Here is a 25,950-nt window from a genome sequence, read left to right as displayed (position 1 = left end):
AGTCTGACTTACGGTTGTAATCCTTAAACGTGAAAGAAGAGAGAAGCCTATGTTTGGTGGAAAAGGCGGTCTGGGTGGCCTGATGAAGCAGGCTCAGCAGATGCAGGAAAAAATGCAGAAGATGCAGGAAGAGATCGCTCAGCTGGAAGTCACGGGTGAATCCGGTGCCGGTCTGGTCAAGGTGACCATTAACGGTGCGCACAACTGCCGTCGCGTTGAAATCGACCCGAGCCTGCTCGAAGACGACAAAGAGATGCTGGAAGATCTGGTTGCAGCCGCGTTTAACGATGCCGCTCGCCGTATCGACGAAACCCAGAAAGAGAAAATGGCCTCTGTTTCCAGCGGTATGCAGCTGCCGCCGGGCTTTAAGATGCCATTCTGATGCAAACCAGTCCGCTGCTCACGCAGTTAATGGAAGCACTGCGCTGCCTGCCGGGCGTTGGCCCGAAGTCGGCGCAGCGCATGGCGTTTACGCTATTGCAGCGCGACCGCAGCGGCGGGATGCGCCTGGCGCAGGCTCTGACCCGCGCCATGTCAGAAATTGGTCACTGTGCGGATTGCCGGACCTTTACCGAGCAGGACGTGTGTAACATCTGTACGAACCCGCGTCGTCAGGAGAACGGCCAGATTTGCGTGGTGGAGAGTCCGGCGGACATCTACGCCATCGAACAAACCGGGCAGTTTTCCGGCCGCTATTTCGTGCTGATGGGGCATCTCTCCCCGCTGGACGGCATTGGCCCGGACGATATCGGTCTTGACCGCCTTGAACAGCGTCTTGAATCCGAAACGATCAAAGAGGTGATCCTCGCCACCAACCCCACGGTGGAAGGGGAGGCAACCGCCAACTACATCGCCGAGCTGTGCGCGCAGTACGGCGTTGACGCCAGCCGCATCGCCCACGGCGTGCCGGTCGGCGGCGAGCTGGAAATGGTCGACGGCACCACGCTGTCGCACTCTCTGGCCGGACGTCACAAGATTATTTTCTGACCAAACGGAGGCCGCGCGCGCGGCCTCCGCTTGAAAATTTCCCCCCGTATCCCCATCTCTCACTCAACGTTTTAAAACCCCATTAAATGGCATTGTTGAGGTCGACATAGATGAAAGGACAAGAAACCCGTGGTTTCCAGTCAGAAGTAAAACAGCTTCTGCACCTGATGATCCATTCCCTGTATTCCAACAAAGAAATTTTCCTGCGTGAGCTGATTTCCAACGCCTCCGATGCGGCGGACAAGCTGCGCTTCCGCGCGCTGTCTAACCCGGATCTGTACGAAGGCGACGGCGAGCTGCGCGTGCGCGTCTCTTTCAACAAAGAGTACCGCACCCTGACGATTGCCGATAACGGCATCGGGATGAACCGCGACGAGGTCATCGACCACCTCGGGACCATCGCGAAATCCGGCACCAAAGCGTTTCTGGAGTCCATGGGCTCTGACCAGGCGAAAGACAGCCAGCTGATTGGCCAGTTCGGCGTAGGCTTCTACTCGGCGTTCATCGTGGCGGACAAAGTCACCGTGCGCACCCGCGCGGCGGGCGACAGCGCCGAGAACGGCGTGCTGTGGGAATCCAAAGGGGAAGGCGAATACACCGTTGATGACATCACCAAAGCGGATCGCGGCACCGAAATCACCCTCCACCTGCGCGAAGGCGAAGATGATTTCCTGAACGACTGGCGCGTACGCTCCATCATCAGCAAATATTCCGACCACATCGCGCTGCCAGTAGAGATTGAAAAACAGGAAGAGAAAGACGGTGAAACCGTTGTTTCCTGGGAGAAAATCAACAAGGCGCAGGCGCTGTGGACGCGTAACAAGGCTGAAATCAAAGACGACGAGTACAACGAGTTTTATAAGCACATCGCTCACGACTTTACCGACCCGCTGACCTGGAGCCACAATCGCGTGGAAGGGAAGCAGGAGTACACCAGCCTGCTGTATATCCCGGCACAGGCACCGTGGGACATGTGGAACCGCGATCACAAGCACGGCCTGAAGCTGTACGTGCAGCGCGTCTTCATCATGGACGACGCCGAGCAGTTCATGCCGAACTACCTGCGCTTTGTTCGTGGCCTGATAGACTCCAACGATCTGCCGCTGAACGTCTCCCGTGAAATCCTCCAGGACAGCACCGTTACCCGTAATCTGCGTAACGCTCTGACCAAACGTGCGTTGCAGATGCTGGAAAAACTGGCGAAAGACGACGCGGAAAAATACCAGACCTTCTGGAAACAGTTCGGCCTGGTGCTGAAAGAAGGCCCGGCTGAAGACATGGCGAACGTTGAAACCATCGCCAAACTACTGCGCTTCGCCTCTACGCACACTGACTCCTCCGCCCAGACCGTGTCGCTGGAAGAGTACGTCTCCCGCATGAAGGAAGGGCAGGAGAAGATCTACTACATCACCGCCGACAGCTATGCGGCAGCGAAGAGCAGCCCGCACCTGGAGCTGCTGCGTAAGAAAGGTATCGAAGTGCTGCTGCTTTCTGACCGCATCGACGAGTGGATGATGAACTACCTGACCGAGTTCGACGGTAAGGCGTTCCAGTCCGTTGCCAAAGCCGACGAGTCCATCGACAAGCTGGCGGATGAAGTGGACGAAAGCGCGAAAGAAGCCGAGAAGGCGCTGGAACCGTTCGTTGAGCGTGTCAAAACCCTGCTGGGCGACCGCGTGAAAGAGGTGCGCTTTACGCACCGTCTGACCGATACTCCGGCGATTGTCACCACCGATGCGGACGAAATGAGCACCCAGATGGCGAAGCTGTTCGCCGCGGCGGGCCAGGCCGTGCCGGAAGTGAAATATATCTTTGAGCTTAATCCGGATCATCCGCTGGTGAAACGCGCGGCGGATACCCAGGATGAAGCTCGCTTTGCCGAGTGGGTTGAACTCCTGCTGGATCAGTCCCTGCTGGCCGAGCGCGGCACCCTGGAAGATCCTAACCTGTTCATTAAACGTGTGAATGCGCTGCTGCTGGCGTAACTGACCACGTCTCCCCTGGTCTTCTCCCTCTCCCCGTGGGTGTACGGTCCGGGGACATAGTGAACACTTGTTCGGGGACATGGTAGACACTTACAACTGAGGCATAAGAACCCGTTTATGGAGTCGCTTATGCCCTGGGATGCGAGAGATACCATGTCATTACGTACCGAGTTTGTTTTGTTCGCCTCGCAGGACGGGGCGAACATCCGTTCCCTCTGCCGTCAGTTCGGCATTTCTCCTGCCACCGCCTACAAGTGGCTTCGCCGCTGGGCTCAGGAAGGTGCCGCCGGCCTTCAGGACCGCCCGCGCATACCGCACCATTCCCCGAACCGCTCATCTGACGACATCACGGCCCTGCTGCGCATGGCGCATGACCGTCATCAACCGCACGCAAGATTAAGCGCTGGCTCGAAGACCAGGGGCACCGTATGCCCGCCTTCAGCACCGTCCATAGCCTGATGGCCCGTCACGGCCTGCTGCCGGGCGCAACACCGGGCATTCCCGCCACGGGACGGTTCGAACACGACGCGCCGAATCGCCTCTGGCAGATGGATTTTAAGGGCCACTTTCCCTTTGGCGGTGGCCGCTGCCATCCGCTCACCCTGCTGGATGACCACTCCCGTTTTTCCCTGTGCCTGGCGCACTGTAACGATGAACGGCGCGAGACCGTGCAGCAGCAGCTGGTCAGCGTGTTTGAACGCTACGGCCTGCCGGACCGGATGACGATGGACAACGGCTCACCGTGGGGAGACACCACCGGCACCTGGACGGCGCTGGAGCTGTGGCTGATGCGCCACGGTATCCGGGTGGGGCACTCCCGGCCTTATCATCCGCAGACGCAGGGCAAGCTGGAGCGTTTTCACCGCAGCCTGAAGTCGGAAGTGCTGCAGGGAAAATGGTTCGCGGACAGCGGTGAGCTGCAGCGCGCCTTCGATCACTGGCGCACGGTGTACAACCTTGAACGCCCGCACGAGGCGCTGGATATGGCGGTACCGGCCTCGCGGTATCAGCCGTCAGCGCGGCAGTACAGCGGCAGCGTAACGCCACCTGAATACGATGAAGGGGTGAAGGTCAGGAAAGTGGATGTCAGCGGAAAGCTGAGCATACAGGGTGTCAGTCTGAGCGCAGGCAAGGCGTTCAGGGGAGAACGGGTCGGGCTGAGGGAGACACAGGATGACGGCTGCTATGAAGTGTGGTGGTACAGCACAAAAGTGGGGGTGATCGACCTGAAGAAAAAGTCGATCACCATGGGTAAAGGATGTTAAAAAGTGTTCACCATGTCCCCGAACACCTGTCTACCATGTCCCCGGACTGTACATGGGAGAGGGTTGGGGTGAGGGCATCAGTCCGCACAATTCAGAGGGAAAAACCATGCACACCACCCACAGCACATTTTCTCTCGCCGGCCTCACCCTCCACCGCATCACCTTCGCCCCCGCCACCTTCACCGACGCCGATCTCCTCTGGCTCCCGCATCACGCCCAGCTCGCTGACGCCGGACGTAAACGCAAGGCTGACCATCTGGCAGGACGCATCGCCGCCGCGCACGCCTTGCCTGACCACACCGTTCCCGCCATCGGCCCCAGCGGGGAACCGCTCTGGCCGGACGGAATTTCCGGCAGCATCACCCACAGCGGTACCCATGCCATGGCGGTAGTGGTTCGCGATCGACACGCGCTTATCGGCATCGACTGCGAAACTATCCTGCCCGAAAATGAAGCCAGAGAAATTAAGGACGGCATTATTGATGCCCAGGAAGAGCGCGTGCTTTCCCACTCGGGTTACCCGTTCGCCCTCGCCCTGACGCTGGTTTTCAGCGCCAAAGAGAGCCTGTTTAAGGCCCTCTTTCCGAAGGTGCAGGCTTACATGGGGTTTGACAGCGCGCGCGTCACCCTGCTCGACGATAAGACGCTTACGCTGGCGTTGACCCGTCAACTGTCAGGCTTTAACGAAGGCACCCCCTTCACCCTGCACTGGCAACTGCGCGGCGAGCAGGCGATCACCCTGCTGTCACACGTTCCTGCCGACGCGCCTTCACGCTGGTCATCAAAAACGTCACGATAAACACCACCGCGAACAGGACCACTATGGTCGGCGCGGGCGCGCTGTCGAGATAAAACGAGGCATACACGCCGCTGACCGACACCAGCACTGATACCGCCACTGCCACGAGCAGCGCCATGTGGAAGCGTCGGGCGATCAGCACCGCCACCGCGCCGGGGGCAATCAGCAGCGAAATCGACAGAATAATCCCCACCGCCTTCAGCGTCGCCACGATGGTCAGCGACACCATGCACAGTAAGCCATAGTGCAGCCAGCGGGCGCGCAGGCCGCTCGCCTGCGCCTGCTGATAGTCAAAGCAGAACAGCAGGAAATCGCGCCATTTCAGGCCAATCACCAGCGCAATCAGCCCCGCGACGAGACCGCTTTGCAGAATGTCCATCCCGTTAATGCCCAGCATATCGCCGAACAGAATGTGGTCGAGATGCACCTCAGGTTTGACGGCGATATAGAGGATCAGCCCCGCGCCGAACATCCCGGAAAAGACGATCCCCATCACCGTATCCTGCTTGATCCGGCTGTTGTCCTTGAGGTAGCCGGTGGCGACCGCGCAAAACAGACCGGCAACGAATGCGCCCACCGCCAGCGGCAGGCCCATCACCCACGCCAGCACCACGCCGGGAAACACCGCGTGGCTCATGGCGTCGCCCATCAGTGCCCAGCCTTTGAGCACCAGAAAAACCGACAGCAGCGCGCAGGGCACGGCTACCAGAAGTGAAATCAGCAGCGCGTTGTTCATGAACGCAAACTGAAAGGGTTCAAGGAGCAGCGCCATCATGGATGTGCCTCCTTCGCGCGACGACGGCTGGCGAGCAGCCCGTGCTTCGGCGCAAAAACGAACGCCAGCAGGAACAGCAGCGTCTGGGCGACCACAATAATGCCGCCGGTGGCGCCGTCCAGGTAATAGCTGGCCCACGCGCCGAGGAAGCTGGTGAGGCTGCCAATGGTGACGGCAATCATCAGCAGACGCGGGAAGCGGTCGGTGAGCAGCCACGCGGTTGCGCCGGGCGTAACCACCAGGCAAATCACCAGAAACGCGCCGACGGTTTGCAGCGCCGCCACGGTGGAGACCGCCAGCAGCGTGAAGAACAGGATCTTCAGGCGCTCAGGGCGCAGGCCGATGGCGCGGGCGTGGTTCTCATCAAAAAAGGTCACCATCAGATCTTTCCATTTGAACAGCAGGATAACCATCGACACCACGCCGATAATCGCCAGCTGGACGATATCCTCCGGTGCGATAGCCAGAATATTGCCGAGCACGATGGTCTGAATATTCACCGAGGTCGGGTTGAGCGAGACCATAAACAGCCCCATCCCGAAAAAGGAGGAGAAGATCAGCCCGATGATGGCGTCCTCCTTCAGGCGGCTGCGCTGGTTGAGAAACAGCATGCTGCCCGCCGCCAGCCCGCCCGATAAAAACGCCCCCAGCGAGAACGGCAGCCCGAGCATGTAAGCCCCCGCCACGCCCGGCACGATGGAGTGCGAGAGCGCATCGCCGATCAGCGACCAGCCTTTGAGCATCAGGTAGCAGGAGAGAAACGCGCAGAGCCCACCCACCATCGCCGAGACCCACATCGCGTTAAGCATGTACTCATAGCTGAAGGGTTCGAGAAGCGCGTTCATTTTGCCTCCTGCCGGTGCGTCACGAAGGGTCGCTCATCGTCGGTAATGATGCGATCTTCCGAGCCGCTGAGTACCACGTGGCGCAGCACGCCGCTGAAGGCGCGCTCAAGGTTTTCGGCGGTGAAGGTGGTTTCCGTCGGACCGCTCGCCAGCACGGTGCCTTTGACCATCACCGTGTAATCGCAAAACTCCGTGACCGAGCCCAAATTGTGGGTCGAGACCAGCATGGTTTTGCCCTCGTCGCGCAACTCGCGCAGCAGGCTGATGATTCTGGCTTCGGTTTTAACGTCCACACCGGTAAACGGCTCGTCGAGCAGGATCACCTCGCCCTGCTGGGCAATCGCCCGCGCCAGGAAGACGCGCTTCTTTTGCCCGCCGGACAGTTCGCCAATCTGCCGATGGCGCAGCTCGAGCATATCCACGCGCTTCAGGGCGTCGGTCACGATCTGCCGATCCTGCGCTTTAGGCCGCCGCAGAAACCTCATATGCCCGTAGCGCCCCATCATCACCACGTCCTCGACCAGCACCGGAAACGACCAGTCGACCTCTTCCGACTGCGGCACGTAGGCGACCAGGTTCTGGCGCAGCGCCCGGTGAGGCGGCAGCCCATGGAGGGTGATAGTGCCGCTCGCCGCCCGCACAAAGCCCATCACCGCCTTAAACAGCGTGGACTTGCCGGAGCCGTTCACCCCCACCAGCGCGGCAATCGATCCGCCGGGCACGCTGAACGACGCATTGCGCAGCGCCGTGTGGCCGTTGCGGTAGGTCACGGTCACGTCCGTGACGACAATCCCCTTTTGCATGGTCACTCCTTCATGCCGTCGCGAATGCCCTGCACCAGCGTGCGGGTGGTCACGTTCAGCAGATCGATATAGGTCGGCACCGGGCCGTTTTCCGCACTCAGGGAGTCAACGTACAGCACGCCGCCGTAGTGGGCGCCGGTTTCCCGCGCCACCTGACGCGCCGGCTTATCGGAGACCGTGCTTTCGCTGAATACCGCCGGGATGCGATGTTTCTTCACCAGATCGATCACCTTGCGCACCTGCTGCGGCGTCCCCTGCCGATCGGCGTTGATCGGCCACAGGTAAAGTTCCTTCATGCCCAGATCCCGCGCAAGATAGGAGAAGGCGCCCTCGCTGGTCACCATCCAGCGTTTGTCTTCCGGGATCTCCGCCACCTGCTTGCGCAGCGGTTCGAGGGTCGCGACGATCTTCTGCTTGTAGGCTTCAGCGTTACGTTGGTAGACCTGCGCGTTGGCCGGGTCGTACTTCACCAGCGCGTCGCGGATGTTATCAACGTAAATCAGCGCGTTGTCCGGCGACATCCACGCGTGCGGGTTAGGCTTGCCGTCGTACGGCCCCTCGCTGATGCCCATCGGGGTGATGCCCTGGGTGACAATCACCTCCGGCACGCCGTTCAGGTGCTGATAAAAACGCAGGAACCACAGCTCCAGGTTCATGCCGTTCGCAAGGATCAGCTGCGCCTTTTGCGCGCGCTTGATATCGCCCGGCGTTGGCTGGTACTCGTGGATTTCCGCGCCCGGTTTGGTGATGGAGGTGACTTCTGCGGCATCCCCCGCCACGTTTTTCGCCATATCCGCGATGACGGTAAAGGTGGTGATGACCTGGAACTTTTCAGCCGCCAGCGCGCCCGTGCTGGTCGTAGCCGTGAGCAGCGCGCCGAGCAACAGACGCTTTAATCCTTGCAGTGGGTGCATCGCAGAAGTCTCCTGAGGTGGTGAAATTCAAAGCAAAATTAGCCCGTGCTATAAGGTATAGCACAGGCTATATTTAAATGAAAATGGTTATCATTAAAGTTATGTCAATGAAGGGTGGGCCTGACGGCGCTTCGCTTATCAGGCCTACGGAAAAGCAGTTTTGAAGGCCGGGTAAGCGCAGCGCCACCCGGCATAAGGGCGACTCACAGCCCGGCAAGTGCCTTGTAAAATGCAGGATTCTCCCGAATCACATTTAGTACCTTCGCCGCCAGCCCGGTTGGATTGCGGCGTTTGGACTCCCAGCTCTTTATCGTATCGACGCTCGTGCCAAGCGCCTTCGCCATTTCGCTTTGCGTGATATTGAGCTGCTCTCTGATGGCACGCACATCAGCAACTTCATAGCGGGTTACTCGGGAAGCGGCTTTTCTTCCGTTATGGATCTCAACGGCCTCTTCAAGCGAAGATTTTAATTCATTAAAAATACTCATTATTAGCCTCCACCTGCCTGATTAGGGTACATAGTACACCTCTCATTTACGGCACTGGAAGCAGTATTTTTCAGAATGGAAGTCAGCTTTTTAAGTTCTGCTTTCTCTGCCTCTGTCAGGCTGTCCTTTATGCATTTTGGATAGGCCATAATGAAATAGATCACCTCCTCCGTGGCCAGAAAGTAAATCACTCTGATACCCCCTCTCTTTCCCTTTGAGGCTGCCGCCATCCTTATTTTACGTAAACCACCCGTCTGCTGGATCAGGTCACCTTTATCAGGCCACGCAATAAGTTCCTTTTGCAGATCCTTTAATTCATCATCCGTAGCAATGCTTTTAATCTGTCGGGTAAAGAGTGATGTTTCGATAAACTCTATCGCATGACTCATCCATAGTTCCTTCCCTAAACGCAGCAAAAGCCCGAATGCTTCAACACCAGGCTCATGCTGCATGGTTACTCTTCCTTGAGTAATGCTGCGCCAAATAACTGTATTTATATACAGCTTAAAGGTATTTTAAGAATCCGTTTAGACATCCGGGAACATCACGCTATTCCCCGGTGCTTCCCTGTGCAGATGGATAAAGTTCAGGTGCCGTTCATACTGGTCCAGAATGTCCGTGATCACCTGCTCCTTGCTATAGTCCATCAAATCATTCCCCTGACTACCCTCCAGTAAGAAGGTTTCCAGCCGGTAGTAGGTTGATTTCCCGCTGCGCGCCCGGTAGGTAAAGCCGGGTACCGAGTACTGCTGCGGCCAGATCTGATAGACAAAGTTCTGCTCGTCGCCCATGTGCACCAGCAGATCCAGATGTCCCAGATTTTCGCCCTCTTCCGGCGGCAGGTTTTTCAGCTCCACGTAGGCGCCGCGCAGCCTCAGCTCCTGCGCCACCTCTTCCATCGCCGGGTAGCAGATCGTCTCCATCATCTGTTTAGTGTAGCGCGTGCCCGGGTAGTTCATCAGGCGCGACAGGCGTTTCTTCCAGCTCAGCCTGTCCTGAGCGCCCATTGGCCGCGGCGCGGTGTCGCGGCTGGCGCTGACGCGGCGGTAGTCTTCCACTTTGAGCGATTTATACAGCCCGGCCATCACGAAGAAGATCACAAAGCTGAACGGCAGGCCCATGATCACCGTGGTGTTCTGCAGCGCCGAAATGCCGTTGGTCATCAGCATGCCGAGCGTCAGCAGGCCGATGGCGACGGACCAGAAGATGCGCAGCCAGTTCGGCGCGTCGCTGTTGATGTCTTTCAGCTTCGAGGTGAAGTTCCCCAGCACCAGCGCGCCGGAATCCGCCGAGGTGACGTAGAACAGCAGGCCGGTAATGGTCGCTACCGAGGCGCTAAAGGTAAACGCCGGGTACTGCGCCAGCAGGCTGTAGAAGCCGCGCTCCGGATGCGCCATCGCTTCCTGCGCGAAGGTCGCATTGCCGTGGATGATCTCATGCAGCGCGCTGTTGCCGAAAATCGACAGCCACAGCAGGGTAAAGGTGAACGGGATGATCAGGGTGCCCATCACAAACTGACGAATGGTGCGGCCACGTGAAATACGCGCCAGGAACAGGCCGACAAACGGCGACCACGCCACCCACCACGCCCAGAAGAACAGCGTCCAGTTGTTCATCCACTCTGTCGGACGGTCAAAGGCGAAGCTGTTCAGCGTCATGCCCATAAAGCGATTCACGTAATCACCCACGTTCAGCACTAAGGCATTGAGCAGGAACGAGGTGTCGCCCATAAACAGCACGAACAGGATCAGCCCCAGCGCCAGCGCGACGTTAAGCTCGGAGAGCACGCGGATGCCTTTATCGACGCCCGACGTCACCGAAATGGTGGCGATAATGACGGAGAGCGCAATCAGCGCCGCTTTCGCCGCCATTGAATCCGGAATATCAAACAGCACGCTCAGCCCGTAGTTGAGCTGCACCACGCCAATCCCGAGCGTTGTCGCGATACCAAAGATGGTGCCGATGACCGCCGCAATGTCGACGCTGTGGCCAATCGGTCCGTTAATTTTTTTACCGAAAATCGGATACAGCGCGGAGCGAATGGTGAGGGGCAAATTATAACGATAGCTAAAGTATCCGAGCGCCATGCCCATCAGGGCGTACATTGACCAGCCCGTCAGCCCGTAGTGGAACAGCGTCCAGACCATCGCCTGGCGCGCGGCCTCCATCGTCTGCCCTGTCCCTTCCGGCGGCTGCATATACTGCGTGACCGGTTCCGCCACGGAGAAGAACATCAGGTCGATGCCGATGCCCGCGGCAAACAACATCGCGGCCCAGCTCAGCAGGCTGAACTCGGGCTTCGACTGCTCGGGCCCGAGCTTCACGGAGCCGAAGCGCGAGCAGGCAATGCAGACGACGAAGACGATATAGAGCGTCGCCGCCAGCAGGTAGTACCAGCCGAAGGTCTTCGATACCCAGTTCAGGGTGCGGCCAATCCACTCGGCAGAAAAATCACGAAAGAAGATGGTCGTCAGGGAAAACAACAAAATCAGCCCGGCGGACGTATAAAAAACGACCGGGTTGATTTTGTCTTTTTCTCTGTCCTGTGAAAGGTCTGTCATCCAGTATCCCCACTGTTTTTGTAACTATTAAAATCCAAATCCGCAACAATTAAGACACATTTTATATTGAACGTCCAATCAAAAACCGCTTTAATGTATAACCAACGCTGATGAATGGAGTGGCAAAAATGCCCAAAGTGGGGATGCAGCCGATCCGGCGCAGGCAGCTAATCGACGCCACGCTGGAAGCAATAAATGAAGTGGGAATGCATGACGCGACCATCGCGCAGATCGCCCGTCGGGCGGGTGTGTCCACGGGGATCATCAGCCACTATTTCAAAGACAAAAACGGTCTGCTGGAAGCGACCATGCGCGACATCACCGGCCAGCTGCGCGATGCGGTATTAAGCCGCCTGCACGCCCTGCCGGACGGCAGCGCAGAGCAGCGTTTGCAGGCGATTGTCGGCGGCAACTTTGATGAAACGCAAATCAGCAGCGCGGCGATGAAGGCCTGGCTGGCCTTCTGGGCGAGCAGCATGCACCAGCCGATGCTCTACCGTTTACAGCAGGTGAGCAGCCGCCGCCTGCTGTCGAACCTGGTGTACGAGTTCCGCCGTGTGTTGCCGCGCGAACAGGCGCAGGAGGCGGGCTACGGGCTCGCCGCGCTGATTGACGGGCTGTGGCTACGCGCTGCGCTGAGCGGCAAACCGCTGGATAAAACCCTGGCCCAGTCGCTCACCAGCCACTTTATCAGCCAGCATTTACCGACCGACTAACCGAGGAGAATTTATGTCCCGAATGGCAGAACAGCAGCTTTATATCAATGGTGGTTATACATCGGCCACCAGCGGTCGCACCTTCGAGACCATCAACCCGGCCAACGGTGAAGTCCTGGCGAGCGTGCAGGCCGCCGGGCGCGAAGACGTCAATCGCGCCGTGGAAAGCGCAACGCGCGGGCAAAAAATCTGGGCGGCGATGACCGCCATGGAGCGCTCGCGCATCCTGCGTCGTGCCGTCGACATCCTGCGCGAGCGCAACGACGAGCTGGCAAAGCTGGAAACCCTCGACACCGGTAAAGCGTATTCCGAAACCTCAACCGTCGACATCGTCACCGGCGCGGACGTGCTGGAGTACTACGCGGGGCTGATCCCGGCGCTGGAAGGCAGCCAGATCCCGCTGCGCGATACCTCGTTCGTCTACACCCGCCGCGAGCCGCTGGGGGTTGTGGCGGGTATCGGCGCGTGGAACTACCCGATCCAGATAGCCCTGTGGAAATCGGCCCCGGCGCTGGCGGCGGGCAACGCGATGATCTTCAAGCCGAGCGAAGTCACGCCGCTTACCGCCCTGAAGCTTGCGGAGATCTACACCGAAGCGGGCGTTCCGGACGGCGTGTTTAACGTCCTGCCGGGCGTAGGCGCGGAGACCGGCCAGTACCTGACCGAGCACCCGGGCATCGCGAAAGTCTCCTTTACCGGCGGCGTCGCCAGCGGCAAAAAAGTGATGGCCAACTCGGCGGCCTCGTCCCTGAAAGAGGTGACGATGGAGCTGGGCGGCAAATCGCCGCTGATTGTGTTTGACGATGCGGATCTCGATCTCGCGGCGGACATCGCGATGATGGCGAACTTCTTCAGCTCCGGCCAGGTGTGCACCAACGGCACCCGCGTGTTCGTACCCGCGAAATTTAAAACCGCGTTTGAGCAGAAAATCGTCGAGCGCGTGGGCCGCATCCGCGCGGGCGATCTGTTCGATGAACGCACCAACTTTGGCCCGATGGTCAGCTTCCCGCACCGCGACAGCGTGATGCGCTACATCGCCAAAGGCAAAGAAGAAGGCGCGCGGGTGCTGTGCGGCGGCGACGTGCTGAAGGGCGACGGATTTGATAACGGCGCGTGGGTGACCCCGACCGTGTTCACCGACTGCACCGACGAGATGACCATCGTGCGCGAAGAGATCTTCGGTCCGGTGATGTCCATCCTCACCTATGAAAGCGATGAAGAAGCCATTCGCCGCGCCAACGACACCGACTACGGGCTGGCGGCAGGCATCGTCACGACCGACCTGAACCGCGCCCACGGCGCCATTCATCAGCTTGAAGCGGGCATCTGCTGGATCAACACCTGGGGTGAATCCGCTGCGGAGATGCCGGTTGGCGGCTACAAGCACTCCGGCATTGGCCGCGAGAACGGCGTGATGACGCTGCAGAGTTACACCCAGGTGAAGTCCATCCAGGTTGAGATGGGTAAATTCCAGTCCATATTTTAACCGGGAGGTTTATTTGCAATTTGACTACATCATTATCGGGGCCGGCTCTGCCGGCAACGTACTGGCTACACGACTGACTGAAGATCCGAACACCACCGTCCTGCTGCTTGAGGCGGGCGGGCCGGACTACCGTTTTGATTTCCGCACCCAGATGCCTGCCGCGCTGGCCTTCCCGCTGCAGGGCAAGCGCTACAACTGGGCGTACGAAACCGAGCCAGAACCCTTCATGAACAACCGCCGCATGGAGTGCGGACGCGGCAAAGGGCTGGGCGGCTCGTCATTGATCAACGGCATGTGCTACATCCGCGGTAACGCGATGGACCTCGACCACTGGGCGAAAGAGCCTGGCCTGGAGCACTGGAGCTACCTCAACTGCCTGCCCTACTACCGCAAGGCAGAGACCCGCGACGTGGGGCCGAACGACTACCACGGCGGCGACGGTCCGGTGAGCGTCACCACCTCTAAGCCGGGCGTAAACCCGCTGTTTGAAGCAATGGTGGAAGCAGGCGTGCAGGCGGGCTATCCGCGCACCGACGATCTCAACGGCTACCAGCAGGAAGGCTTCGGCCCGATGGACCGCACGGTTACGCCGCAGGGCCGACGCGCCAGCACCGCGCGCGGCTATCTGGACCAGGCAAAACCGCGCCCAAACCTGACCATCCGCACCCACGCCATGACCGATCGCATTATTTTTGACGGCAAGCGCGCGGCGGGCGTTGAATGGCTGGAAGGCGAAAGCACCATTCCATCCAAAGCGACGGCGAACAAAGAGGTGCTGCTGTGCGCAGGGGCTATTGCCTCCCCGCAGATCCTCCAGCGCTCCGGCGTAGGCAGCGCAGAGCTGCTGAAGCAGTTTGATATTCCGCTAGTGCACGACCTGCCCGGCGTGGGCGAAAACCTGCAGGATCATCTGGAGATGTACCTCCAGTACGAGTGCAAAGAGCCGGTCTCCCTCTACCCTGCCCTGCAGTGGTGGAACCAGCCGAAGATTGGCGCGGAGTGGCTGTTTGGCGGCACCGGCGTGGGTGCGAGCAACCACTTCGAAGCAGGCGGATTTATCCGCAGCCGCGAGGAGTTTGAGTGGCCGAACATTCAGTACCACTTCCTGCCGGTGGCGATTAACTACAACGGCTCGAACGCGGTAAAAGAGCACGGCTTCCAGTGCCACGTCGGCTCCATGCGCTCCCCGAGCCGTGGACACGTGCGCATTCAGTCCCGCGATCCGCACCAGCATCCGGCGATCCTGTTCAACTATATGTCCCACGAGCAGGACTGGCAGGAGTTTCGCGACGCGATCCGCATCACCCGCGAGATCATGCACCAGCCGGCGCTAGACAAATACCGCGGTCGTGAAATCAGCCCGGGCGTCGAATGCCAGACCGACGAACAGCTGGACGAGTTCGTGCGTAACCACGCCGAAACCGCGTTCCATCCGTGCGGCACCTGCAAAATGGGCTATGACGAGATGGCGGTGGTTGACGGTGAAGGCCGCGTTCACGGGCTGGAAGGATTACGCGTGGTGGATGCGTCGATCATGCCGCAGATTATTACCGGCAACCTGAACGCCACCACGATTATGATCGGTGAGAAAATTGCTGATGCGATTCGCGGGCGCGAGCCGCTGGCGAAGAGCACGGCGGCGTATTATGTGGCGAACGGGGCGCCGGTTCGTCAGGCATTACAGAACGTTTAATATTCTGCCCTCTCCGTAAAACGAGAGGGTTTTCAATACATCCCTTCATTACGATAATATTTTTCGATAACTATAAGAAATAAATATTACCCGGCAATTATTTTGTTCATTTAAAAGTCTGTTGACACTGCTCCCGTAATTCAACTAAGTTTAATCGAATGTCTTTCCATTCGAAATATACAATATATTTAAAACTGAAATTAAAGAAAGCGTCATTATTCTTTAATTCTCCCCTGCCTTTATTTTTGCATCACTCAAACGCGAGATAAGATCATGAATAATAGTGCAAACCAAGTTGTTGTTATCACCGGCGCCAGCAGCGGTATCGGTCAGGCTATTGCCCTGTATTTAGCGAATAAGCCCTTTTCGCTGGTACTGGTGGCGCGTCGTCTGGACAGAGTTAACGCCCTGGTGGATCGCATCATCCAGCAGGGCGGCCGGGCGATTGCCGTGAAGGCGGACGTGACCCGTCAGGAGGAGGTCCAGCACGCGATTGACGCTGCCGTTGCCGCATACCAACGTGTCGATGTGCTGATCAACAACGCGGGCTTTATGGCTATCGCCCCCATCAACGAGCTCAAGACCGACGAGTGGGATCGGATGATCGATACCAACCTCAAAGGCGTTTTATACGGCATTGCGGCGGCGTTACCGGTGTTCCAGCACCAGGGTGGCGGGCATTTTATTAACGTTGCGTCTGTGGCCGGAATTAAGGTGCTTGCGCCCGGCGGCGTGGTCTACAGCGCCACGAAATTCGCCGTCCGCGCGCTGAGCGAAGGCTTGCGTCAGGAGGTGGGTAAAACGGTCCGCACTACGCTTATTTCCCCCGGTGCGGTCGAGAGCGAACTGCAGTTCGGCAGTTCTGACGAAGAGAGTAAAAAATTCCTGCATGAATTTTATAAGCAGGCTATTCCGGCTGACGCAATTGCCCGCGCGGTTTTATTTGCCATAGAACAGCCTGGCGACGTTGATATTAATGAAATTGTCGTCCGGCCAACGCAGGAAGAATTTTAGCATGACTTAAATAACGCTGAATGAGGTGTCATTATGATTAAGTCATTAACGTCCTTATCAGATTTAAATATGCGAACAGGTGCCGACATTCTCCTTGAGGTTCTTGAGAGTGAAGGCGTGGAATATATATTTGGCAACCCCGGCACGACGGAACTCCCGCTGATTGACGCCCTGCTCCGGCATGAAAATATTCATTATATTCTGGCGCTCCAGGAGAGCAGCGTGGTCGCCATTGCTGACGGCTACGCGAAAGCCTCCGGCAAAACCGGTTTTATCAATTTGCACACCGCCAGCGGTCTTGGGCACGGAATGGGAAATTTAATTAACTCGCGGATCATGAAAACGCCGCTGGTTGTCACCGTCGGGCAGCAGGACACGCGGCACTACGTGCGCGACCCGCTCCTGTACGATGACATAGTCTCCATTGGATCGCCGGTGGTGAAATGGGCGCAGGAGGTCACCAGCGCCGACCAGCTCCCGGTGCTGGTGCGTCGCGCGTTCCATGCTGCCAGCTATCCCCCCGCCGGGCCCGTATTGCTCTCTCTGCCAATGAACGTGATGGAAGAGCTGAGCGACGCCGGGATACAAACGGCCTCCAAAGTGAACTATCACACCGTCGCGGGCTCCCTGGACGAGCTGGCGGCGGACCTGAGCCAGGTTACGCCCGGCAGGATCATGATTGTGGCGGGGGATGAAGTTCACTCCAGCGGCTCGACGCCGGATATTGTCCAGCTTGCAGAAGCGCTAGGTGCACACGTTTACGGCTCATCGTGGCCTTTGAATTTGCCCTTTCCCACGCAGCATGCCCTCTGGCGCGGCAATATGCCTACCACCGCCAGTGAAATTGCCAGCATCGTTAACGCCTACGACGCGGTGTTTATCATCGGGGGCAGAAGCCTGATCACCATATTATACAGCGAAGGAGACGCGATTCCGGGCTCATGCACGGTCTACCAGCTCTCCGCCGACATGAACGAGCTGGGCCGCACCTATGCTACACGCCTGTCGGTGATGGGGGATATCAAACTCTCCCTGAAGGCGCTCTTACCTCTGCTTCAGCAGCGCCTGGTGGCAGGCAAATTGACGCATCAGCGGCTGTTCAAAACGGCACGCGCTGAACGTGAAAAAGAGTGGCAACTGCAGGAAGAACGTCTGGCTGCCGAGCGGCTGCGCCCGGCCATTTCGCCGATGGTGGCGGCCTATGAAGTCATCAAAGCCGTTCCGCCGGGCGTCACCATTGTTGATGAAGCGATTGCCACAGCCAGACATGTCCGACGTTTTATCTCCGACACGCAGCACCAGCGCTACTATTTCATGCGCGGCGGAGGTCTGGGCTGGGGTATGCCTGCGGCGGTGGGCCACTCGCTGGGGCTGGGCCGCGAGCCGGTAGTATGCCTGATGGGCGACGGCGCCTCGCTGTATTCACCGCAGGCGCTCTGGACGGCAGCACACGAAAACCTGCCGGTCACCTTTATCGTGATGAATAACCTGGAGTACAACGTTCTTAAAAACTTTATGAAAGGACAGCCGGGTTACAGCTCGACGCAGTTGGGGCGCTTTATCGGGATGGATCTGATCAATCCGCACATCGATTTTCAGTCGCTGGGCACCGCCATGGGCATTCGCTGTTGTCGGATAACCGATGCTGCAGACATCGCCGAAGCGGTAACCCGCGGACTGCAGTCAGGAAAAACTAACCTGATTGAAATCGCGATTTCCGCGGATTAACTGCATCTTTACGCTGTACCCTACATAAAAAGCTTATAAACGAAACGCCTCCAGCCGCTTAATCTGCCGCCCTTCCACGTCGAAATTCTCCGCCGCCAGCCACGCGCGCAGCGCCGCGTCCCTTTGCGGCCATTCGCCGTCAATAATTGAGAGCATGTCGCTGTCGCGGTTGCGCCCCTTACGCACCAGCTTTTGGCGCAGGCGCCCTTCCCAGACAAACCCCAGCCGCTCCGCCGCGCGGCGTGAGGCGGTATTCATCGAATCGCATTTCCACTCCAGCCGACGGTACTTATGCTCAAAGGCATTTTTCAGCAGCAGCCACACCGCTTCGGTGCCGATGCGGGTGCCTTTCATCCTTCGCGACCAGGTGACATGGCCGATCTCCACCGAGCCCTGGAACCGCTCTATCGCCATGTAGCTCACCAGCCCTACCGCTTTTTCAGTGCGTAAATCGATTACCGCAAACGGGACCAGATCGTCATCCATCACCTTGCCGAGCACCCAGTGGGCGGTGGCTTCCACGCTTTCAGGCTGGGTGCTGGCAAGCCATGTCCAGTCGCTGTCATCACCCAGCGCGTAGGCCTCATATAAATCAGCCGAGTGACGATCGGCGTCCAGCGGCTCCAGACGACAATACTGACCGGTGAGCGGGGTGCGGGTTAAGACCCGGGCGCATTTCCAGTCCGGGACGATATCGTTAACGGTTTGACCATGTTGATTGATTTCGGGCACGGCGATGACTCCCTGAAAGGTAAGGAGTTTGTTATAGCAGGTTAAAAAGCGGGCGAAAAGGGAGGAAATGCAGGCCGGGTAAGGGAGAGCCGCCACCCGGCATAAAATTACTTCAGCAGCTTAACCGTCGCGTCGATGTCGATTTCATCTTCGGTAAAGATCATCGTCGTGTCCTGGAAGGTAGTGATCGCCAGCTTCTTCACCGTACGCATTTCACCCGGCTTCTTGTCGGATTTTGGTTTGATGCTGTTCATCAGCAGCCCCACCGACAGCACCGCGTTCTCTTTGTCGATTTTGGTCTCAACGGGCTCTTCTTCGCTGAACACCACGAAGGATTTGATCGAGGTGAGCTTCACGCGCTCGCCCGCGATATAGAGATGCTTGCTTTCCGGGATCACCTTCACCGCATACGCGGAAAGGCCTTTGTTGTTGGTGGTTGGCTCGAAGGTCACCGCAGCGTCTTTTTTAATCAGATCGGGGTTCGCGACCTTAATCACATGAAAATAGCGGTTGTCACCGTTTTCATCTTTGATAAATCCGAAGCCTTTATCTTTAAACCACGTTGTGATTGTACCGTTCATCGCTGTTACCGCCTGTCAGATCGTAATGACTAAAGTTTTGCAGCGCGCAGTGTAATGCACAATGGCGGAGGAGACAAAAAAAAGCCCCTGCACGGGGGCAGGGGAAAACTCATGTCAGAGCTTATTAGAATTTAGTTGAACACCATCCCACCATCGATGAGCAGAGACTGGCCGGTCATATAGTCAGAGTCTGGCCCGGCAAGATATGAAACGCAGGCGGCAACATCTTCCGGTTCGGACAGGCGGCCAAGCGTAATGCGTTTGGCAAAGGTCTCGGTCCCGTAGCCGAGCGGCTTACCCGCGGCCTCGGAGACCTGACGGTCGATCTCCGCCCACATCGGCGTTTTAACGATGCCCGGGCAGTAGGCGTTAACGGTGATCCCCAGCGGAGCAAGATCCCGTGCGGCGGTCTGGGTTAAACCGCGCACCGCAAATTTACTGGAACTGTAGACGGCCAGCTCCGGGTTGCCGGTATGCCCCGCCTGTGAGCAGGCGTTGATGATCTTGCCGCCGTGTCCCTCTTTGCGGAAGGCGTCAATCGCGGCCTGAATGCCCCAGATGACCCCTTTCACGTTGATGTTGTAAACCTTGTCGACAATCTCCGGCGTGATGGATTCGATAGGGGTAGACGGCGCAACCCCGGCGTTATTGACGATCACGTCGAAGCCGCCCAGCGCGGTGCGGGCTTTCTCCACGGCCGCAAACACCTGCTCGCGGTCAGAGACGTCCACCTTCACGGCGACAGCCTTCCCGCCGCTGCGGGTGATTTCATCGGCAACCGCTTTCGCCGTCTCTTCGTTGTAATCGGCGATAGCGACGGCAAAACCATCCTTCACCAGACGAAGCGCGATCGCTTTGCCAATCCCCTGGCCTGAGCCTGTTACGAGAGCCACTTTTTGCATTTCTCTGTCCTTATGTTGATTCACAAAATCTGGCTGAGATGGAGCTGGCCCATCAGCAGCGGGTTATCGCTGTAGTCGACGGGAATGGCCACCACGGCCGGGCCATCGACATCCATTGCGGCACGCAGCGTCGGTTCGAGCGCGTCGGCACTCTCGACGGCAAAACCTTTTGCGCCGAACGCATCGGCATAGGCTTTGAAATCGACCGGGCCGAACTCGACGCCGGAAAGACGCTGGTATTTTTTCTCTTCCTGAATGGCAACCATGTTGTAGGCGTTATCCACCCAGATGATGTGCAGCACGTTGGCGTTGAGGCGCACGGCGGTTTCCAGCTCCATGCTCGACTGCAAAAAGCCCCCGTCCCCGGAGACCGACACCACTTTGCGGCCCGGGTTGACCAGCCACGCGCCAATCGCCCACGGCAGCGCCACGCCCATGGTCTGCTGACCGTTGGAGATCATCACCTGACGCGCGCGGAAGCTGTAGAGGTAGCGGGCGATCCAGATGTGGAAGCTGCCCATGTCGACGGTGAGCGTTACGTCGTTATTCACGATGTCCTGCATGGCGCGCACGATGCGCAGCGGATGCAGGGCAAACTGGTTGAGCGAGGCGCCGCGGCGATCGAGCAGATCCCGCTGATGCTGGCGATCGACCAGAATTTCGGAGGCCCGCTGGCTTAGCTCAAGCTTGTGGTCGATACGGTTAGCGAGCAGGTTCAGCGTTTCGGCGATGTCCCCCACCAGCTCCAGATCCGGCACGTAGTTACGCTCTTCATAGGCGGGCAGCACGTCAATGTGCACCAGCGTAGCGTCGCCGCTGTTCCACATAGAAGGCTCGTACTCCACCGGGCTGTAGCCGATGCAGATAATCAGATCCGCCAGATGCAGCAGCCGGTCGCCCGCCTGGTTGTTGAACAGACCGACGCGTCCGGCAAAGCGGGTGAAGTGCTCCTGGTTCACCGCCCCGGCGGCCTGATAGGTGCTGGTAACCGGAATACGGCTTTTCTCCAGCAGCTTGCGCAGCGCGGCGCTGTTCGCGGGCTGGCTCGCCATCAGCCCCAGCAGGATGACCGGGTTTTTGGCGTTTTCAATCAGCTTCGCCACGTCGTTGATGGCAGATTCCGGTGCCGGGCCCATCAGCGCGGGACCGCTGGCGGGTAAAATCGCCCCCGTGGCGGGCTGGTCGACAATATCCTGCGGCAGGCTGACGAACGCGCCCCCCGGCCTGCCGTGCTCGGCGGCGCGAAACGCGTTGGACACCACCTCGGCAATCGCGTCCGGCGCACTCACCTCCACGGCGTATTTGGTGACCGGGCTGAACATGGCGACGGTGTCCATGCTCTGGTGCACCAGCTTGGCTTTATCCGCCCGCTTCACCGCCCCGCCCAGCGCCACCACCGGGTCGCCTTCGCTGTTGGCGGTGGCAATGCCGGTGATCAGGTTCGAGCAGCCCGGCCCGGAGGTCACCAGCGCCACCCCGGCTTTACCGGTCAGCCGCCCTACCGCCGCCGCCATAAACGCCGCGTTGGCCTCGTGGCGTACCGGAATGATCTTGATGGAGGAGTCCAGCAGGGAGTCAAAGACTTTGTCGATTTTCGCGCCGGGGATGCCGAAGACCTGCTTCACGCCCTGCGCTTCCAGCTGGCCGACAACCAAATCGGCGCCGTGCGCCCACTGACGTGACTGTTTCTCACTGTTCACGGTAGTTCTCCTGTTAGTTTTCGACGGCGCGGATAGCCGCATCAAGGTTGCTGGGATGAAGGTTGGCCTGTAAAAATGCGCTGTCGGCGGGCAGGTCGATCATCAGCTTGTGAATTTCACCGAAGGTGAGCACGCCGCTCTCCAGCTGGTAGTCGAGCAGATGGCCGCCGCCCTGTCGGTCGTCGGTGATGAAATGCTCGTGATAGCCCGCCACGTTGATACCCTGCATGTGCTGCGGGGTGCGGAACCCGACCAGCACGCCCTCGCGCTGGTTAAAGCGGAACACCGGCTGGTCGTCCAGCACGTCGGTCATCGCCCGGTACGGCGGCGTCTGGCGCGGTACGGTGCGGGTGTGCGCGTGGCGGAAATTGCCGTCGATGCGCAGCGCGCAGAACAGGTTGTCGGAGGGGATTTGCTGGTCGATCACGTCGTGGATCTGCTGACGGCTGACCGGCCCGTCGAAGGTTTTGCGGTACTGGGGCTGGAACCAGGTCATCACCGCGAACGGCGTTTTTTGCTCCGGCTTCGCGGCGCGGGCGCTGCCGTCGGCGCGCAGCTGGTACACCTGGCTGCTGAAGGCAATCATTTCGCCGTCCAGCTCGTTAAAGGTGCCGAGGCCAAAATCGCCGTGTGCCAGCAGGTCGGCGATGGTGGACTCCCCTTCGTAGACGCCGCTTAACAGGGCGCTCATTAGCGATGTCTGATAGATCACGCTGTCAGGATGCTGAGCAGAGAACCCGCGCAGGGTCTCGCACAGGCTGGCCTCACAGTCGCAGGCAGAAGAATGCTCCATCATGCTCGTCCTCTTCAACTTTATTTAGAAAGGTTAAATAAATGTTGACCCGATTCAGCAGAGAGTTCCAATATAGAAACCATGCTGGTTTGAGACGTTTTAGATATGGAACTTCGTTATCTGCGCTATTTTGTCGCGGTTGCACGCGAGCGACACTTCACCAGGGCGGCCGAAGCGCTGGGTATTTCACAACCTCCTCTGAGCCAGCAGATCAAACGGCTCGAAGAGGAAGTGGGCACGCCGCTGTTCAGGCGTCTGACGAGAGGTGTGGAGCTAACCGAAGCGGGAGAAGCCTTCTACGAGGACGCCTGTAAGATCCTGGCGCTGAGCGACGCCGCGCTGGAGAAAGCCCGGGGCATCGCGCGCGGGCTGAACGGCAATCTGTCGATTGGCATCACCAGCTCCGACGCTTTTCATCCCAAAATTTTTGCGCTGATCCGCCAGTTTCAGGTGCAGAACATGGCGGTACAGGTTCACCAGGTGGAAGCCAATATGTCGTCGCTGACGACGATGCTGGCGGAGGGTGAACTGGATATCGCCTTCGTGCGCCTGCCGTGCGAGAGCAGCAAGGTGTTTGAGTTAAAAATCCTTGACCGGGAGCCGATGGTGGTGGCGCTGCATCGCGATCATCCGCTGGCGGCGTGCGATTCGCTGGCGTTAGAACAACTGCGGGATACGCCGGTGGTGCTGTTCCCGCAGGAGGTCGCGCCGGGCCTGTTTGATCGCGTTTACGGTTGCTGCGAGCGGGCCGGGATTGACGTGCAGCGCGCGCTGCAGTCGTCGCAGCTTTCATCCTCCCTGAGCATGGTTTCCGCGGGCGGTGGCTTCGCGCTGGTGCCGAAATCGATGGCGGCCATTTCACCGCCGAATGTGACCTATCATGCGCTAAGCTCACCGGAGCTCTATACCGATATCGCGCTCTGCTGGCGACGCTTTGAACGCTCGCGGACGGTGAAGCGGTTTCTGGCGATGATGAGCGAGGGGTGACGACAGCGCGGCGGTGCCCGGCGGCGCTTCGCTTGCGCGGGCCTACGGTTCGTGTCGCTGTTGGGGCTTTGGATTTTGTAGGCCGGGTCAGGCGTAGCCGCCACCCGGCAATGCCGTTCTGGAAGCCACCTCGCAAACCTGCAAGCAACCTGATGTAATTCAGGGGTATCCCCTTTCCTTCCTTTTTTCGCCGCCGTAAAGTGCCTGCGTTGCGGCACATCCGTAACCGGGCGTAGGAACCCGTTAAACATGACACGGCAATTATTTTTGTCGCGACAGCGCTCATCCCGTTAAAATACGGTCGCGCTGGCGGAGCAACCGGAAGGTTGGCCGTTAGTCATGTGCGGTATTCCTACCTCCGTCAGCGCTACCACCCATGAGCGTAGGAACTTATGTGGTGGTCTGGAGTATGTTTAAAAAGGAAAATCACATGACAACTATCCCTTCCCTGTCTTACGCGCTTTCTGAGGAAAGTGCTGTTCATCATCTTCTCCTCCTGCAACTGCCTGAGTCTGCGGATCTCTTTGAACTGGCTGACGCCTGCACTGCGTATGTGAGCGTGCTGGTTGAAACGGACGACACAGTGACATTCACCACGCTTTGCGAGCGCCTGCTGGCTGCGCTGAAACGGCTGCGCAAGAGTTGTGACTCGGAACTTCCGCCGTATCTGGTCGAACGACTCATTGCGGGAGAAAAGATCGCCTCCTGCGTGCCGGAATGCTGGCAAGAAACGGCGCTACAGGTGGATTATGCCGTGGCGTTAACGCTGGCAGTAATGGGCGGGACGTTACCTGCGAGCGTGGCGAAAGAACTCACCGGGCTGCTGCATGATATGGTCTGGCTGCTGGCGGAGTTTGTGAAGGAGCCTTATATAACGGCACACTGAGGCGGATGATGGGAGGCCGGGATTCTGCTGGGTAAAAAGCAGGACTTTGGCCTTACTCAAAGTACAGAGTTGTTTGTTGAATGTCCATTAGGAGCGTGTAGCAGACAATAAAAGCTATCATCTATAGTTTAAGTGCTAGAGAAGCTCATAATTTGTACATCTCATTTTCAACATCCCATTATTGTTTTATGATTCATTTGTAATTTTTTATGATGGAATCAAACGGATGAATCAGAAAGCATGGTCTTTTAAAGCAGTAGGTAATGATGATCTCCGGTACTTTGGGAATAATGGTTATCACGATGACTCAACTAGTTTTTACCAATATGACAATTTTGTACCAAACCATAAGCAAGTCAAAAAAGGAGATATTGTCATAATAACTGACAGGAATAACGTTCTGGGTATATCAGTTATAGATAATTTATCATCTTCCCCATATTTAAAAGCTCGTAACCGATGCCCATATGAGAATTGCACACCAGCAAAATTGACCCTTCGAAAATCAAGAAACCCAAAGTGGCGATGTAGCAATAATCATGAATTTGAGCAGCCCAAAGTAGAAAACGTGCCGGCACTCAAATTTAAAGCTGAGTATAAGCACAACTACATGCCCATTAATTCTATCTCCATGATGGATTTAGTATCTCATACACCGCGTTACAACGTCCAAAGTTCAATTCAAGAAATTGATTTTGAATGGGCAAGTACTCTATTTAGTGGCATCATTCAGTTGGAGCCTTCTGAAGCTGACATTGATGATACTTGTCTCGATGTAGATGATCAGCGCAATGCAGTTTTACGGCAAATTAAGCAAAGGCGAGGACAAAAAAGTTTCCGTGACAATTTGTTAAATCAAGAAGCAAAATGTGCAGTAAGTGGCTGTGAAATAGTTGATATCCTCGAAGCGGCACATATCACCGCATACAAAAATGATACACATAATCATGTCAGCAATGGACTATTATTGCGCTGTGATATGCATACTCTTTACGATCTGGACCTATTTGCAATCGAACCGAATTCATTCGTAATTTACTTTTCCCCACAGATCAAAGATAAAGAGTACATAAGATACCATGGTAAAAAGTTGCATGTAACGTATAAAGTTAACTACGGAGCTCTTGTCGAAAGATGGAAAAGGTTTACTAAAAAATATGATTTAGATGAAGTTAACTCGCTAAATCTTATCATAAATAGTTAAACAACATTCTCAATAAAGTTTATATTTAGTTAAGCGGTTACCATGTTTATAGTCCACTCTTAACCAAGAGTGGACATGATTTAATTCCATCAATTCCTTCAAGAGC

Annotated in this window: 24 protein-coding genes and 1 pseudogene; 13 read left to right on the top strand and 12 right to left on the bottom strand. The window is 57.5% G+C overall.

From position 1 onward, the window contains the following. The first annotated feature begins 49 nt into the window (after positions 1-49). From IM314_RS10535 to entD, 5 genes and pseudogenes are all read left to right on the top strand, one after another. A complete protein-coding gene (locus tag IM314_RS10535; RefSeq protein ID WP_003858972.1) occupies positions 50-382 on the top strand; it encodes a YbaB/EbfC family nucleoid-associated protein in 333 nt (110 codons plus the stop codon). Further along, positions 382-987, top strand: a complete 606-nt coding sequence (gene recR, locus IM314_RS10530) for a recombination mediator RecR (RefSeq protein WP_006809843.1) — start codon at positions 382-384, stop codon at positions 985-987. The genes IM314_RS10535 and recR overlap by 1 nt, the downstream gene beginning before the upstream one ends. 110 nt (positions 988-1,097) lie before the next feature. Further along, positions 1,098-2,972, top strand: a complete 1,875-nt coding sequence (gene htpG, locus IM314_RS10525) for a molecular chaperone HtpG (protein WP_193358887.1) — start codon at positions 1,098-1,100, stop codon at positions 2,970-2,972. Between the two features lie 117 nt (positions 2,973-3,089). Continuing rightward, a pseudogene (locus tag IM314_RS10520) lies at positions 3,090-4,237 on the top strand (IS481 family transposase). Between the two features lie 106 nt (positions 4,238-4,343). Continuing rightward, positions 4,344-5,036 carry an enterobactin synthase subunit EntD gene (gene entD / locus IM314_RS10515; protein ID WP_193359271.1) on the top strand — a complete coding sequence of 231 codons (693 nt, stop codon included), beginning with the start codon at positions 4,344-4,346 and terminating at the stop codon, positions 5,034-5,036. Here the strand turns inward: entD and IM314_RS10510 are convergent. The 7 genes from IM314_RS10510 to betT form a co-directional block, all read right to left on the bottom strand. Further along, a complete protein-coding gene (locus IM314_RS10510; RefSeq protein WP_188245968.1) occupies positions 4,972-5,811 on the bottom strand; it encodes a metal ABC transporter permease in 840 nt (279 codons plus the stop codon). The genes entD and IM314_RS10510 overlap by 65 nt on opposite strands. Beyond that, complete coding sequence (sitC, locus tag IM314_RS10505) at positions 5,808-6,656, bottom strand: iron/manganese ABC transporter permease subunit SitC (protein ID WP_193359272.1); 849 nt, start codon at positions 6,654-6,656, stop codon at positions 5,808-5,810. Before sitC ends, IM314_RS10510 begins: the two co-directional genes overlap by 4 nt. Beyond that, the gene (locus IM314_RS10500) at positions 6,653-7,459 is read right to left on the bottom strand and encodes a manganese/iron ABC transporter ATP-binding protein (RefSeq protein WP_193359273.1); all 807 of its coding nucleotides are present in this window, start codon (positions 7,457-7,459) and stop codon (positions 6,653-6,655) included. The genes sitC and IM314_RS10500 overlap by 4 nt, the downstream gene beginning before the upstream one ends. A gap of 2 nt (positions 7,460-7,461) precedes the next feature. Beyond that, the gene (locus IM314_RS10495; protein ID WP_193357213.1) at positions 7,462-8,373 is read right to left on the bottom strand and encodes a metal ABC transporter substrate-binding protein; all 912 of its coding nucleotides are present in this window, start codon (positions 8,371-8,373) and stop codon (positions 7,462-7,464) included. 203 nt (positions 8,374-8,576) lie between these two features. After that, positions 8,577-8,861: a NadS family protein gene (nadS, locus tag IM314_RS10490; protein WP_041910964.1), complete on the bottom strand. Its 285-nt coding sequence runs from the start codon at positions 8,859-8,861 to the stop codon at positions 8,577-8,579. A 2-nt stretch (positions 8,862-8,863) separates the two neighbouring features. Continuing rightward, positions 8,864-9,250, bottom strand: a complete 387-nt coding sequence (locus IM314_RS10485) for a type II toxin-antitoxin system RelE/ParE family toxin (protein ID WP_041912044.1) — start codon at positions 9,248-9,250, stop codon at positions 8,864-8,866. Positions 9,251-9,388: 138 nt separating this feature from the next. Next, positions 9,389-11,422, bottom strand: a complete 2,034-nt coding sequence (gene betT, locus IM314_RS10480; protein ID WP_041910965.1) for a choline BCCT transporter BetT — start codon at positions 11,420-11,422, stop codon at positions 9,389-9,391. Between the two features lie 128 nt (positions 11,423-11,550). On the opposite strand from betT, the gene betI reads away from it, so the two are divergent. The 5 genes from betI (at position 11,551) to IM314_RS10455 (ending at position 18,059) form a co-directional block, all read left to right on the top strand. Beyond that, on the top strand, positions 11,551-12,138 hold the full coding sequence (gene betI, locus IM314_RS10475; RefSeq protein WP_041910966.1) for a transcriptional regulator BetI: 588 nt from the start codon (positions 11,551-11,553) through the stop codon (positions 12,136-12,138). Positions 12,139-12,151: 13 nt separating this feature from the next. Next, positions 12,152-13,624 (top strand): betaine-aldehyde dehydrogenase, encoded by a 1,473-nt coding sequence (gene betB, locus IM314_RS10470; protein WP_193359274.1) that lies wholly within the window; start codon positions 12,152-12,154, stop codon positions 13,622-13,624. A 13-nt stretch (positions 13,625-13,637) separates the two neighbouring features. Next, the gene (gene betA, locus IM314_RS10465; protein WP_193359275.1) at positions 13,638-15,317 is read left to right on the top strand and encodes a choline dehydrogenase; all 1,680 of its coding nucleotides are present in this window, start codon (positions 13,638-13,640) and stop codon (positions 15,315-15,317) included. Positions 15,318-15,590: 273 nt separating this feature from the next. Further along, positions 15,591-16,331, top strand: coding sequence for an SDR family oxidoreductase (locus tag IM314_RS10460; RefSeq protein ID WP_193359276.1), 741 nt, complete (start codon positions 15,591-15,593; stop codon positions 16,329-16,331). A 33-nt stretch (positions 16,332-16,364) separates the two neighbouring features. Further along, positions 16,365-18,059 (top strand): thiamine pyrophosphate-binding protein, encoded by a 1,695-nt coding sequence (locus IM314_RS10455; protein ID WP_193359277.1) that lies wholly within the window; start codon positions 16,365-16,367, stop codon positions 18,057-18,059. Positions 18,060-18,092: 33 nt separating this feature from the next. Here IM314_RS10455 and IM314_RS10450 read toward each other — a convergent pair whose 3' ends face one another. The 5 genes from IM314_RS10450 to budA all read right to left on the bottom strand — a co-directional run bounded on the left by IM314_RS10450 (position 18,093) and on the right by budA (position 22,767). Next, on the bottom strand, positions 18,093-18,791 hold the full coding sequence (locus IM314_RS10450; protein ID WP_193359278.1) for a GNAT family N-acetyltransferase: 699 nt from the start codon (positions 18,789-18,791) through the stop codon (positions 18,093-18,095). Positions 18,792-18,898: 107 nt separating this feature from the next. Then, positions 18,899-19,372 (bottom strand): cold-shock protein, encoded by a 474-nt coding sequence (locus IM314_RS10445; protein ID WP_193359279.1) that lies wholly within the window; start codon positions 19,370-19,372, stop codon positions 18,899-18,901. A 131-nt stretch (positions 19,373-19,503) separates the two neighbouring features. Continuing rightward, complete coding sequence (locus tag IM314_RS10440) at positions 19,504-20,274, bottom strand: (S)-acetoin forming diacetyl reductase (RefSeq protein ID WP_193359280.1); 771 nt, start codon at positions 20,272-20,274, stop codon at positions 19,504-19,506. A 20-nt stretch (positions 20,275-20,294) separates the two neighbouring features. After that, the gene (gene alsS, locus IM314_RS10435; protein WP_227008773.1) at positions 20,295-22,016 is read right to left on the bottom strand and encodes an acetolactate synthase AlsS; all 1,722 of its coding nucleotides are present in this window, start codon (positions 22,014-22,016) and stop codon (positions 20,295-20,297) included. Continuing rightward, complete coding sequence (budA, locus tag IM314_RS10430; RefSeq protein WP_193359298.1) at positions 21,988-22,767, bottom strand: acetolactate decarboxylase; 780 nt, start codon at positions 22,765-22,767, stop codon at positions 21,988-21,990. The genes alsS and budA overlap by 29 nt, the downstream gene beginning before the upstream one ends. A gap of 105 nt (positions 22,768-22,872) precedes the next feature. On the opposite strand from budA, the gene IM314_RS10425 reads away from it, so the two are divergent. The 3 genes from IM314_RS10425 (at position 22,873) to IM314_RS10410 (ending at position 25,844) form a co-directional block, all read left to right on the top strand. Then, entirely contained in the window at positions 22,873-23,754 is an 882-nt protein-coding gene (locus tag IM314_RS10425) for a LysR family transcriptional regulator (RefSeq protein WP_193359282.1), read from the top strand. 430 nt (positions 23,755-24,184) lie between these two features. Beyond that, positions 24,185-24,640 carry a hypothetical protein gene (locus IM314_RS10415; RefSeq protein WP_193359283.1) on the top strand — a complete coding sequence of 152 codons (456 nt, stop codon included), beginning with the start codon at positions 24,185-24,187 and terminating at the stop codon, positions 24,638-24,640. Positions 24,641-24,866: 226 nt separating this feature from the next. After that, entirely contained in the window at positions 24,867-25,844 is a 978-nt protein-coding gene (locus tag IM314_RS10410; RefSeq protein ID WP_163333310.1) for an HNH endonuclease, read from the top strand. Positions 25,845-25,950 lie beyond the last annotated feature (106 nt).

The sequence above is a fragment of the Enterobacter cloacae complex sp. P42RS genome, from assembly GCF_014930595.1.
Lineage (GTDB): Bacteria > Pseudomonadota > Gammaproteobacteria > Enterobacterales > Enterobacteriaceae > Enterobacter > Enterobacter bugandensis.
This window is presented reverse-complemented; position numbering and strand designations above follow the sequence as displayed.

Excerpts from the sequence above, each read along its gene's own strand:
- nadS (WP_041910964.1), bottom strand. The coding sequence starts at position 8,861 with ATGAGTATTTTTAATGAATTAAAATCTTCGCTTGAAGAGGCCGTTGAG.
- IM314_RS10495 (WP_193357213.1), bottom strand. The coding sequence starts at position 8,373 with ATGCACCCACTGCAAGGATTAAAGCGTCTGTTGCTCGGCGCGCTGCTC.
- betI (WP_041910966.1), top strand. The coding sequence starts at position 11,551 with ATGCCCAAAGTGGGGATGCAGCCGATCCGGCGCAGGCAGCTAATCGAC.
- IM314_RS10485 (WP_041912044.1), bottom strand. The coding sequence starts at position 9,250 with ATGAGTCATGCGATAGAGTTTATCGAAACATCACTCTTTACCCGACAG.
- IM314_RS10460 (WP_193359276.1), top strand. The coding sequence starts at position 15,591 with ATGAATAATAGTGCAAACCAAGTTGTTGTTATCACCGGCGCCAGCAGC.
- IM314_RS10455 (WP_193359277.1), top strand. The coding sequence starts at position 16,365 with ATGATTAAGTCATTAACGTCCTTATCAGATTTAAATATGCGAACAGGT.
- IM314_RS10410 (WP_163333310.1), top strand. The coding sequence starts at position 24,867 with ATGAATCAGAAAGCATGGTCTTTTAAAGCAGTAGGTAATGATGATCTC.
- alsS (WP_227008773.1), bottom strand. The coding sequence starts at position 22,016 with ATGCGGCTATCCGCGCCGTCGAAAACTAACAGGAGAACTACCGTGAAC.
- IM314_RS10445 (WP_193359279.1), bottom strand. The coding sequence starts at position 19,372 with ATGAACGGTACAATCACAACGTGGTTTAAAGATAAAGGCTTCGGATTT.
- IM314_RS10510 (WP_188245968.1), bottom strand. The coding sequence starts at position 5,811 with ATGATGGCGCTGCTCCTTGAACCCTTTCAGTTTGCGTTCATGAACAAC.
- IM314_RS10415 (WP_193359283.1), top strand. The coding sequence starts at position 24,185 with ATGACAACTATCCCTTCCCTGTCTTACGCGCTTTCTGAGGAAAGTGCT.
- entD (WP_193359271.1), top strand. The coding sequence starts at position 4,344 with ATGCACACCACCCACAGCACATTTTCTCTCGCCGGCCTCACCCTCCAC.
- IM314_RS10440 (WP_193359280.1), bottom strand. The coding sequence starts at position 20,274 with ATGCAAAAAGTGGCTCTCGTAACAGGCTCAGGCCAGGGGATTGGCAAA.
- betT (WP_041910965.1), bottom strand. The coding sequence starts at position 11,422 with ATGACAGACCTTTCACAGGACAGAGAAAAAGACAAAATCAACCCGGTC.
- betB (WP_193359274.1), top strand. The coding sequence starts at position 12,152 with ATGTCCCGAATGGCAGAACAGCAGCTTTATATCAATGGTGGTTATACA.
- IM314_RS10500 (WP_193359273.1), bottom strand. The coding sequence starts at position 7,459 with ATGCAAAAGGGGATTGTCGTCACGGACGTGACCGTGACCTACCGCAAC.
- IM314_RS10425 (WP_193359282.1), top strand. The coding sequence starts at position 22,873 with ATGGAACTTCGTTATCTGCGCTATTTTGTCGCGGTTGCACGCGAGCGA.
- htpG (WP_193358887.1), top strand. The coding sequence starts at position 1,098 with ATGAAAGGACAAGAAACCCGTGGTTTCCAGTCAGAAGTAAAACAGCTT.
- IM314_RS10535 (WP_003858972.1), top strand. The coding sequence starts at position 50 with ATGTTTGGTGGAAAAGGCGGTCTGGGTGGCCTGATGAAGCAGGCTCAG.
- recR (WP_006809843.1), top strand. The coding sequence starts at position 382 with ATGCAAACCAGTCCGCTGCTCACGCAGTTAATGGAAGCACTGCGCTGC.
- sitC (WP_193359272.1), bottom strand. The coding sequence starts at position 6,656 with ATGAACGCGCTTCTCGAACCCTTCAGCTATGAGTACATGCTTAACGCG.
- budA (WP_193359298.1), bottom strand. The coding sequence starts at position 22,767 with ATGGAGCATTCTTCTGCCTGCGACTGTGAGGCCAGCCTGTGCGAGACC.